This is a genomic window from Serratia sp. (in: enterobacteria) (assembly GCF_046715635.1).
Lineage (GTDB): Bacteria > Pseudomonadota > Gammaproteobacteria > Enterobacterales > Enterobacteriaceae > Chania.
Genome location: NZ_JBKJYW010000144.1, coordinates 1 through 10,999, shown reverse-complemented (window position 1 = coordinate 10,999; position 10,999 = coordinate 1). Strand labels below are relative to the sequence as shown.

The 10,999-nt window shown below is 42.6% G+C and carries 8 protein-coding genes and 3 pseudogenes; 5 read left to right on the top strand and 6 right to left on the bottom strand.

Annotated features, from left to right (window positions below):
- Nucleotides 1-175 precede the first annotated feature (175 nt).
- Nucleotides 176-2,422: a type I secretion system permease/ATPase gene (locus ACLQ7H_RS07040; RefSeq protein WP_411752043.1), complete on the top strand. Its 2,247-nt coding sequence runs from the start codon at nucleotides 176-178 to the stop codon at nucleotides 2,420-2,422.
- Nucleotides 2,423-2,430: 8 nt separating this feature from the next.
- Nucleotides 2,431-3,606 (top strand): HlyD family efflux transporter periplasmic adaptor subunit, encoded by a 1,176-nt coding sequence (locus ACLQ7H_RS07035; RefSeq protein WP_411752042.1) that lies wholly within the window; start codon nucleotides 2,431-2,433, stop codon nucleotides 3,604-3,606.
- Between the two features lie 228 nt (nucleotides 3,607-3,834).
- On the opposite strand, the gene ACLQ7H_RS07030 is transcribed toward ACLQ7H_RS07035, so the two are convergent.
- The 3 genes from ACLQ7H_RS07030 to ACLQ7H_RS07020 form a co-directional block, all read right to left on the bottom strand.
- Entirely contained in the window at nucleotides 3,835-4,470 is a 636-nt protein-coding gene (locus ACLQ7H_RS07030) for a helix-turn-helix transcriptional regulator (protein WP_411752041.1), read from the bottom strand.
- A gap of 34 nt (nucleotides 4,471-4,504) precedes the next feature.
- Complete coding sequence (locus ACLQ7H_RS07025) at nucleotides 4,505-4,930, bottom strand: winged helix-turn-helix domain-containing protein (RefSeq protein ID WP_411752040.1); 426 nt, start codon at nucleotides 4,928-4,930, stop codon at nucleotides 4,505-4,507.
- 378 nt (nucleotides 4,931-5,308) lie between these two features.
- Nucleotides 5,309-6,187 carry a hypothetical protein gene (locus ACLQ7H_RS07020; RefSeq protein ID WP_411752039.1) on the bottom strand — a complete coding sequence of 293 codons (879 nt, stop codon included), beginning with the start codon at nucleotides 6,185-6,187 and terminating at the stop codon, nucleotides 5,309-5,311.
- Nucleotides 6,188-7,830: 1,643 nt separating this feature from the next.
- On the opposite strand from ACLQ7H_RS07020, the gene ACLQ7H_RS07015 reads away from it, so the two are divergent.
- Together ACLQ7H_RS07015 and ACLQ7H_RS07010 are read left to right on the top strand one after the other, a co-directional pair.
- Nucleotides 7,831-8,361, top strand: a complete 531-nt coding sequence (locus ACLQ7H_RS07015) for a hypothetical protein (protein ID WP_411752038.1) — start codon at nucleotides 7,831-7,833, stop codon at nucleotides 8,359-8,361.
- Nucleotides 8,362-8,496: 135 nt separating this feature from the next.
- Nucleotides 8,497-9,414, top strand: a complete 918-nt coding sequence (locus ACLQ7H_RS07010; protein WP_411752037.1) for a LysR substrate-binding domain-containing protein — start codon at nucleotides 8,497-8,499, stop codon at nucleotides 9,412-9,414.
- Between the two features lie 187 nt (nucleotides 9,415-9,601).
- On the opposite strand, the pseudogene ACLQ7H_RS07005 reads toward ACLQ7H_RS07010, so the two are convergent.
- Together ACLQ7H_RS07005 and ACLQ7H_RS07000 are read right to left on the bottom strand one after the other, a co-directional pair.
- Nucleotides 9,602-9,724: pseudogene (locus ACLQ7H_RS07005) on the bottom strand (phage integrase central domain-containing protein); the annotation flags it as partial.
- A gap of 146 nt (nucleotides 9,725-9,870) precedes the next feature.
- A pseudogene (locus ACLQ7H_RS07000) lies at nucleotides 9,871-10,014 on the bottom strand (Arm DNA-binding domain-containing protein); the annotation flags it as partial.
- Between the two features lie 354 nt (nucleotides 10,015-10,368).
- On the opposite strand from ACLQ7H_RS07000, the gene ACLQ7H_RS06995 reads away from it, so the two are divergent.
- A complete protein-coding gene (locus tag ACLQ7H_RS06995; protein ID WP_411752045.1) occupies nucleotides 10,369-10,605 on the top strand; it encodes a hypothetical protein in 237 nt (78 codons plus the stop codon).
- On the opposite strand, the pseudogene ACLQ7H_RS06990 reads toward ACLQ7H_RS06995, so the two are convergent.
- Nucleotides 10,598-10,733: pseudogene (locus ACLQ7H_RS06990) on the bottom strand (DUF4102 domain-containing protein); the annotation flags it as partial. The gene ACLQ7H_RS06995 and the pseudogene ACLQ7H_RS06990 overlap by 8 nt on opposite strands.
- Nucleotides 10,734-10,999 lie beyond the last annotated feature (266 nt).

Below are 10,999 nucleotides of genomic sequence, written 5' to 3'. Positions count from 1 at the left end.
TCAAACTAAAATCAGTGAGGTTTTTAAAGGTTGGTAAAAACTTACAAAGATTTAATTTTATTTTCGTTCGGCGCTTCATATATAGCAGATAATACCTGGCATGGCCGTTGGGCTGATTTATCTTTGCCGGGTTTTGCAAGAAGCAAAACGATATTATATACAGGATGCATTAATCATGATTAATCAGGCTTTTTCTGCTGAACCAGTGAGCAATATCACGGACGGTGCGAATCAATCTGGATCGGCGGCAGCGTCTGATGCCCCATTCGAGCCTTGGCTGACGGCGATGGTACTGGTGGCCAAACATTTTCGTCTCGATTTTTCAGAGGAGAATGTGCGCGTAGCCATAAGTTGGGAAAGTAGTATGCCCAAGGATGTGCTGCTGGAAGATATGGCCCGTCAACTGGGGATGGCATTAGTATTCATAGATGTTCGTTCATTGAAGCTGGATCCGTGGCGCATGCCGTTGATCGCCGAATTCAGCAAAGGTCAGATCGGCGTACTCAACAAAATGGATAATGAAGGCAATGTCAGCGTTGCTTTCAGTGGTGATGCCGGGTTGGATGTCACCTTACCTGCCGGTGAGGTGCTTGAGCGTATTTCAACCCTGGCGATTTTGCGGCCGCTGCAATCCTTTCCGGATTCGCGCGTCGATGATTACATCAAACCCTACAAAAAAGACTGGTTCTGGAGCATTGCGCTGCGCGACTGGAAGCGTTACGGCGATGTGATGCTGGCGTCGATGGTGGCTAACGTGCTGGCTCTGGCGGGTATGCTGTTTTCCATGCAGGTTTATGACCGGGTGGTGCCTGCGCAATCCGTGCCGACCTTGTGGGTGCTCTTTGGTGGCGTGATGCTGGCCATCCTGTTCGAGTTTTCCATGCGCATGGTGCGCGTAAATATTTCCGATATGATCGGGAAACGCGCCGACCTGCGTATTTCCGATCGCGTTTTCGGCCATGCCTTGCGCATTAAGAATAATGCGCGCTCCAAATCAACCGGTTCATTTATTTCACAAATCAGAGAACTGGAGTCAGTGCGCGACCTGATTACCTCGACCACGCTCAGCGCGCTGGCGGATTTACCTTTCTTTCTGCTGTTTACCTTTATCCTGTGGATGATCGGTGGCCCATTGGTGTATGTGGTGCTGCTGGCCTTACCCCTATTATTAATCCCCGGTCTGTTGATCCAACGCCCTTTGGCACGCCTCTCCAACGAGGGAATGCGTGAATCTGCGGTGCGTAACGCCACGCTGGTGGAGGCGGTAGAGTCGATTGAAGACATCAAACTGATGCGCGCCGAGCAGCGTTTTCAAAACCAATGGAATAACAGTAACGATGTGGCAGCGACAATCAGTATGCGCCAGCGCTTTATTACCAGTTTGCTGATGTCTTGGACACAGGAAGTGCAATCCATCGTTTATGCCGTGGTGCTATTAATCGGTTGCTATATGGTTATGGCAGGCGACATGACGACCGGTGCGCTGGTGGGAACGACCATTCTGGCTTCACGTACTATTGCGCCGTTGGCGCAAATTTCTGGTGTGTTATCCCGCTGGCAGCAGGCCAAAGTTGCCCGAAAGGGACTGGATGAACTGATGCAGCGCCCAACCGATATGCCGGAAAACAGCAAGGTAGTCCATAAAGCCGTGCTACATGGCAATTATTCGCTAAAAAACACGGTGTTCTATTACGACGAAGAAGAGAAAATTGCTGATCTGTCGATTGCTCAACTCAATATTAAAGCGGGTGAGAAAATCGCGGTATTGGGGCGTAACGGTGCAGGAAAATCCACCTTGCTGCAATTGCTTTCCGGCATGCAGACGGTGCAACAAGGACAGGTGCTACTCGATAATATCAGCATCAGTCAGTTGGATCCGGCGGATGTCCGCCGTGATATGGGGTTGCTCAACCAGAATGCACGCCTGTTCTTTGGTTCCATCAGAGAAAATATCACCATGGGGAAACCCCAGGCCAGTGATGAAGATATTCAACGAGCGCTAATGCTGAGTGGTGCCATAAACTTTGTGCAGAAGCAGAAAAATGGTTTGAACTACATGATTATGGAAGGGGGGAATGGGCTGTCCGGCGGGCAGCGTCAGGCTTTGCTCCTGGCGCGTAATCTGATCCTGCAACCTAATATTTTGCTATTGGACGAGCCAACTGCCTGGTTGGACGAAATGAGTGAACAGCAGCTTATTGAACATCTGCACCATTGGATGGGGAATCGCACTCTGGTTGTCGCTACTCATCGGTTGGCATTGCTCAAAATTGTTGACCGTATCATCGTGCTGGATAACGGAAAAATCGTGCTTGATGGACCTAAAGAAACCATCCTGCAGCAGCATTATAAACAATCGGCGCAGCCGTTAATGGCAGCACCGAAAGTGGCGCAATTTGCCGGAAAAGAGCAGGGAGCCTAGTTGCGGTTATGTCAGACAATAAATTAATAAATAACATACTGGTAGAGCATAAATTGCCACGTTCGAGCCTGTTGGTATGGCTGGTTTGCCTATTACTGGTTGGGTTTGTAACCTGGGCGAGCATATTCAAACTTGATGAGGTGACAACCGGCAGTGGGAAAGTTGTGCCTTCTGTACACGAACAGGTGGTACAGTCGTTGGAGGGAGGCATTCTCTATCAACTCAATGTTCGTGAAGGGGATATCGTTGAAAAGGGGCAGATTCTGGCTCAACTGGATCGTACCAAAACGGAATCCGGTGTCCAGGAGAGCCAGTCCCGTTTACGTGCGGCACTAGCCACCTCGGCTCGCTTGCAAGCCGAGGTTAGCGAAACTCCGTTGGTGTTTCCGGCAGAATTGGATAAAGAAGTGGTGCTGACTCATGCAGAGACCGCCTTGTATCAATCTCGTCGTGAAAGCCTGGAAAGCGGTTTGAAAGGATTGGAGCAGGGGGTTGAATTAATCCAGCGAGAGTTGGGGATGACACAGCCTTTGGTGCGCCAAGGGGCGGCAAGTAGCGTAGAAGTTTTACGCTTACAGCGCCAGCTTAATGAGATGCAGAACAAAGCCATTGACCTTAAAACCCAATATTACGTCCGTGCGCGTGAGGAGTTGGCAAAAGCCAATGCGGAAGTTGAAGCCCAGCGTTCGGTGATCCTGGGTCGTCAGGACTCGCTTAGCCGTTTGCAGTTTACGTCCCCGGTACGAGGCATTGTGAAGGATATTGAAGTAACTACCGTGGGGGGCGTGATCCCGCCGAATGGTAAGTTGATGACGCTGGTACCTTTGGACGATCAGATGTTGGTCGAGGCCAAAATTTCACCCAGAGATGTGGCTTTTATCCACCCAGGGCAAAAGGCTGTAGTAAAAATTACTGCTTATGATTATTCAATTTATGGCGGCATCAATGGGGTAGTCGATACCATCTCTCCTGATACCATTCAGGATGAAGTAAAGCGGGATATTTACTACTATCGAGTCTATATTCGTACGGACGTCAGCTTTCTAAAAAACAAGTCTGGCAATAGTTTCCCCATTTTCCCTGGGATGATCGCAACTGTGGATATCAGTACCGGCAGCAAGAGTATACTGCACTATATCCTCAAACCGTTTAATAAGGCTAATGAAGCACTGCGTGAGCGTTAGACATACAACAGCTATTCTCTTATTAAAAGCCGCATATGCGGCTTTTAATGTTTTAGCTGATTGTTAATCAGCTAAGTAGATAAGAAAGGGGTATGTATCAGACTGTTTTTTACACACTGAAGTTGATTGAAACTGCTTAACTACAACATCAGTTGGCATTACCGATGTCATCGCTCCTCCCAAAACGGACATGATAAAGTTTTTTGCTATGTGCTTTTATTCACTAAGCTATCTGAAGCAAGACAGTCGCATCAAGTTGGCCACTTGATTTCGGTTGTGGATGGCAAAAAAGTGATTCGCTGATTTCACCCCTAGCTTTTTCATAGCCGAGTTTTTATGGCTAAAGATCGTTTTTCTTTTAATACCCCTATTCCTGCTCAAAAAATCAACACTTCTTGGTGTGGAAAGTTCGAGTAACACTTCGTATTCAGCATCTGTAATACGCGTTCTATTACGTCTTGCTATGTACTTCACGTTAAGTATGTCGACTATCATTTGTATTAATGAATGTACACTATTATTTTTGCAAAAAATATGATGAGAATAAAAGTTAATAATTTCCATCGGGAATGGATTAAGCTCTGAGCAATGTGAAAAAATGATATTAGGAAGCGCAAGACTTTTATTGTGCGGTGTATCCAACCAGATTAAAAAGTCTAATACGCTGAATTCTTTACTGTCTATGCTGGTGATGATCAGGTCCCAATGCGTTGATGAAGATGCAGTAATCAGTTCCTCCAGTGTGTAGAACGTATCGATCAACATGTGGTCACTGAGGCTTTTGTTAAATAGCATCTTAATGCCGTAATTACACAGTTTATCCTCTTCAAGAATAGCTATCCTTAATACTCTGTTATTTATCATGTTATCTCCCTTTTAATGAAATCATGGCTCTCTGCTACAGTAAATTAGTGGTCTTTTCATTGTCGTAGATAGTGTTAGAGTACAGGCGAAGGATTTTGCTACAGTTGATGGTGTAGCCCTTCCCACGGCAATAAGTAATAAAGTTGGCAGGAGCGTCTAGGTATAATAACTCCTCCTTTAATTTGGTTGCTACCTGCACTAATCTTTGGTAGGAAGAGCTAAGGTTGCTGGCCTCCCAAACTTTTTCTAATATTTCCTCCCGACTTACAATGGTTTCAAATGCATTTTCAAGAAGATAGCAAAGTAATTTCATTTTGGTACTTCTTACAGAAATAACCTGGGGGTATGATGCCGTTGTTACGGGTGATTTAAATAATTGGCCGTGCAGCAAATCAACTTGGATATGGCATCCATTATCAAAATTTATGATATATCCATAAAGATTTTCTTCATTTAGCATAGTTTGCTCCTTACTGGTATATGAGCTTCTTTCTAAAGGGGGAAGTAAGCAAAAAGTTGGTGTCAATATAGGGTATTTTAATTGGTAGTTGACTTATTATTCTCTTTTAAAACTGTCAAAGGGAATAGACTAACTAGAAAAATGGCTTTTTCTCATTAAATCGTTAAATTTAGCGTTATCCTTCAATAATTGTCTTCTTGATGGTTTTTTTGTTTTTTTATTAAAAATATATAGATTTATAGACTGCAAATGGGGTTGTTGATAGCTTGAGTTTTTTGTAGCGTTTTTTATTGTTTTTGTAGTATTAATGGCTAATTGTGATGATTTATTGTTTTATGATTTCACTATTTTTGTTGCTGTGGAACTGATTGTTTTTTTTTAAGTTTCAGCTATTGGCCATAATTTTTTTAGTAATGCGGTTATCCACGATGATAAAAATGATTTTTTTTGCTTTGGTGTGACAGTAAGCTTTTTTTTACCACGCCGTTTCTCATTTTTTATTATTATTTTTGCGTTAAGGTTTACACTTGCTTCACCCTCACAAGATACCTTATTTTCGACGCTGTATTCAGTAGGGTGCTCTGCGAAAGATGCCATTTTATTTTCTGTATGTGTGTCATGAAAACACTGCTCACCTCTTAATTTGACGATACCCTTATCTATTGCGCTTCGCCGCTTCAAGGAACCTAATGATGCGGGGAAACGAAAAGCATGTGCTAATTTTATCATTGAATACGGAGTGTTATCTAAATCCAACTTTTTTAATGCGCATACTTTTTGGGTGCTGATGGTTTTTATGCTTCTTTTTGTTCTAAATGCTATGGCTGAAAGGGATTGACCAGTCAGTAGCATCAACATCACTAAAAGCTCTGATATCGATAATAAATGTAATTTTTCTTTAACTTCACTGAGGCTATCCCTCGATTCAATGTTTTCCTCAATTAATACATTGTTTGAGCACTCAACAAAAATGGACAGTTCATCAATAAAACGTAGGCGTTCATCAAAATATCGGCTCAAGAGTGTAATCAATTGTTTATTTGCGATTACAATGCTATTTTTAGTTAGAAATAATTTAATATTTTCAATAAAGTGAATGATTGCTGGATGGTTTTTTTCAGTAAGATGTATTAGTAACGTAGCCTGACTAACATCTCTATCTGGCAGCGACTCTAGACTAATAAATTCAATGTCGTGGTATCCTTTTCTTTCAAATGAATATTTGAATGCCAGTCGATAGTAGTGACAATCACTCATAAATAGAATCTTTTTCATAGTAGTGGATATACTCTAATAAATAACAGGACTTTGCCAAAATGTCATACAAAGTATTATCATTGTAGACTAAGTTGATCGTATTAATATTTTGTAAAATGTATGTTCCATAATGCACCTTATCCCTGGAGGATAGGAACCTAATCACAATAAATTTCCACCTCCAACCTGACGACGATTGAATTCCTGGCCCAAAGAGTTTGTAGTCATAAACCCAGATTAGGATTATAAACTCTAGCGACTAAAGATCTTTTCGATATGCCAGCTGGAAGCATGCGGTGATATGACGGTGCTGCCATCGTACAAAAAGAATAGTTAGTAGTTATCCACAGATATCAAGTCGTTCAGTGGTGGCCGTAGCTAAGGTTTATCATCATAACTACTCCGTTCTACCGACGGATTATCTGGTCTATTATGTGCGTTTTTCATCCCATATCCAGTTTTGTCAGTATTCATTGTTAGCTCTCTTTGCAACGCTGACTTTAGCGCACTCCTGGCAATGGACGAGAGATGTCACCAAAAATATGTTTATTCAAAAGTGCTAGCTTTCTTGATGTTCATTTGATTCTCCATAGTCGTAAAGCACTTCCTGATATAAATCTCACTATACAGTGATGAGATAAATTTGAAATTAAATTGAAATTATACCGATGCCATTTTTAATGGTGAAAAAAGCAATAGATTCAAATAAAAGGATTTTTTTAAAAAAGCACAAATTCTATTGAAAAAAAACCATCATATTATTTGATTTGCATCAATTTGGTTTGAATCTCCAGATAACAGACGTTACCGATATGATTATCGGTATATCCTCCAACTTGGTAAATAGGTTGATGCAATACGTGCCTAAAATGACTCGTAAAAGTTAAATTTTGTTGTAGGAAATATATGAATTTATGATAATACGTTACATTTATAACGTTTCAATGCAATGCGTCTTTTCTCATTGAATTTTGTTCCTGTTGATAGTTAACCCTCCGAAGGTTCCTCTATAAAATTGATTAAAATCAAATAATCTTTTGATATCTTGTGGTTAATTTATTCTGTTTTTATAAAAATTCTTTTTATTATAATGACTTGGGTTTTATTTTTTTAAAAAGCATCGTGATAACTTTAAATTAATTTAAGGGGATTCTTATTTTGTGTATATTTGACCTGTCGATTGGCCTAGCTGTGATTGCATGTGTGAATGATGGATTTGTAGTAAATGAACGGAATTACGTGATACTTCGTTAATGTGTGTAGCGATTCATAAAACGTCATCATTTAACATAGGTATTGTTTCAACTTTACCTGCTAATTAATTACGCATCCTCTTGTCTGAGCAGGATCCAGTGGCATCTGGACGGGTGCCAACACATCGGCGAGTGGCAGTAGTAGAGACGTTACGCTGAACAACCAGCTGATTGCGGGGGCAACCACTGACACGTATACCGTGCCGGTCAACACTCCACACTTCCTGCGTCACTCCGGGTGACCAGGGCTTCAGCCTGAAAGTGGATTATAATTAAGCTGCCTATACTGAATGAATCACTGGTCTTGCAACGTACGGATACTAGCTCAGAAAAGGCAGGTCACAGAAACATCGCATATCCCTATTGGATGGCTCGTTAAGGAAACAGAGAATGACACACAAGGCTCCGATTTTTACTGTGAAAAAACTGGTATTGACCTTGGTGATTACCAGCGACACCATGAGCATTGCTTACGTGGTACTGACTGCACCAACAGGAAGCATTTGGCTGAGCGTCTCCGTATTGAGTTCGTCATCCAACAATGCTGTCCAGGTGGTGGTTCTAAGTAGCAATGCAACTGGCGAAACGTTGAGTGCGGGTGACACGATCACTCAGACTTATAACTCTCACGACGCAGAAGGGGATGCGGATAACTCCATGGCCCATGTGAAATGGTATTACGTCAAGGGAGAAACAGAAACGCTAATCACTACCGGTATCACTACTGACCTGACAAAGCATCGTCCACTACAATTGGCGTCAGGTGGGGACAAGTGCAATCGACAACATTACTGCACCAGCAACTGGCTTCGTTACCGATGTTACAGGCGGGAACTTCAGCGTACATACCAATATCCAATCAAACGGTACACCGTTGACAAAATCTGCCGACAGGGCACAGAGCTTCGGTCTGGCGGTTGATTACAACTAATCCCGGGGAACGGTTTTTCACTATCAGATTCATGAGCAGGTCTTCATGCCCGTGAGGTCCATTGTAGTTAATGGGCACGGGAGCTTGTCCAACAGCGTTGGATATAAGATGCAATGGGAGTCAGAATGAAAGAGCTACCTAAAATCAATCAGCTTAAAAACCTACGCGCTATCATTAATCATGGCGGTGTCCGTTTAGCAGCCCTAGCGGCGGGACAAACCCAGCCAGCAATGACGAGAAGTATCAATGAGCTCGAAAGAATACTGGGTACGCGTTTATTGGTGAGAGGCGAAAGTGGCGTAATATTAACAAAAACGGGAAAAGCGTTTGAAGCAAGAATGAATTTTATTCTAAATGAACTCGAGCGAGCGGTCGATGAAGTAAAACAAATTGAGCAGGTATCTTATGGTGAAGTGGCCTTTGGTTGCTCACACTTCCCAGCATTTGATACCATTCCTGGGTTGATAAATGCATTTAAGGACCAATATAAAGAGGCTCGTATTACTGTCATAGAGGGGCAGTTTTCTGAGTTGGCATCTGCATTGCGCATGGGGAAATTAGATTTTTTCATTGGTAATACGTTGGACTTGTCATCTCGCGAGTTTATTTCAGAGCATTTGGTGACACTTGAGTTCTGTGTCATGGGGCGAAAGGATCATCCTTTAAAAAATTGTAGTTCATTGAGCGAGTTACACGGGGCTAAGTGGTTTTTACCCGCAGTGACGGCGGGTTACTACATTAATATCGAAGGGCTGATTTTTCCTTGCGGGAATATTGATGAAGCAGCCGTGATTTATGGTGATTCTCTTTCTATTGGACGGAAATTGGTGCTTGAGCATGATTATCTTTTTGCTGGTCCAAAGTGCATGATGACCGAATCGAGTTATCAAGAACTTGTAGATGTCATACCTATTCGTGAACAACTTCCTGATGGTCATTATAGTTTAGCATATCGCAAAAGTCATATACTGACCCCGATTGCCGAGAAGTTAATTCAAGTCATACGCTCCACTTATAATGATTTATTTCCCGCGCAATCCTGATAGAGTAAGGCTGGATATTGGTATGTTTTATCAGCTTGCCCGGTGGGATTAAAAAATATGTTGCCTACTTCTAGGTTGAAAGGACTGTTGATAGGGCTGATAACAACTCCGGCAAGAGCGATACTGAGCGAAAAAACTACTCAGAAACAAGGCCGGGTACCTACAGCATCGGGGGTATCTCCAGGTACTAACTGATACTGACAATACGCTGCTGCAGTCGCATCGCGACCTCAAGAAATCCCTTGTCTTCGATGGCCTTGAGGGCATAAAGAAAGTCAGCCGTGGTGATTTTGGTAATGGACTGTTTTCCAAAGACGGGAACAGATACATTTCTAGGCTTCGTAAAATACGGGTTGAATGAACATTAGACCAGGTACGGTTGGTCTTGTGCAAGGCGCGAGCAACCTCTTCAAGAGTTTTACCCACCTTTTTGGCCTGCTTTTCATGACGCCGAGTCTGCCCAGGGTCATTACCTTGTGCTAGTTCGGCGTGTGAGTCGTCGTGTAGTTTTCTGGCCAACGTTAAGGAAACAGCAGGGTAGGCACCAAAGGCCAGTTTCCTTTCCGTGGCGGCAGTACCTGAAACACCAGAGTTTTGCACTGTGAGTCTGGTATTGAAATGCAAGAAGCCCGCTTAGTTTCCTAAGCGGGCTTCTCTAAATATGGCTCCTCTGATTGGACTCGAACTTTTATTTATTTTATTGAATTTAATATGGTTATTCCTTAAGCTTTAAAACGAAGCCCCCAATAAAGTCCCTAAAAATTTTGATTGCCATAAATGTGATATATGTCATGTTTTTTGGTGCCATCACAGTAAAGAACCTGCTGGTTTTGCGGTTTTTCTATAGAGTGACTTACCAGAAGTGAGGGTATATCCGTAGTGAGCTTTTGCCTAAATGTAGCAGCAAACATCCAACATGGATGTTACGAGTTCGTTGAACTTATCGAGGAGAAAATGATGACAAGCATTGCAGCAGCATGGGGAACTATTCGAGCCAATTTGTTTCATCTATCATTTGCGGACATCAGGACCGTCGGTGGTTTGGCTGGACTCGACCTGATGTCGCTTGCTCATCTTCAACAGCGGCTAGAAAAAGGGGCGACCAAGGAGCAACTGGTATCTGGCATTGAAAGTATGCCCGGCTGGATGGATGCGGATGAGTTACAGCGATTCGTGGTTTGGGTAACGTAACACAAGACCCATTTACCATGATCTTTGCTGTTTGAAGGGTGCAACGTCAGGCCGGTGATACCACCGTGCGGCAAGGGTTTATCGTCCGGTTTAATATTCCGGGCTTTAGTATCGGTGAGTAGTGCCATCTGTAAAATCCTTGAGATGCCAGTATGCCATTGAGTATGCCATCAATGGTTGATTTTGGTTAGGTGTGGTTGTGCGACTTTGGATGGGTTTGTTTATAACTTATTTTTTTATATTTCTATTTTAAAATTCATTACGTTGGGTTGTATTGTTTGCAGGCGGACTGTTCCTCCACCATATATTCTTACAGACTATTTTATAACGGTTTTTATCTTGAAATCCCCTGTTGTTACACGCAGATGTGACATAGGGGATTTTTTATGTGTAT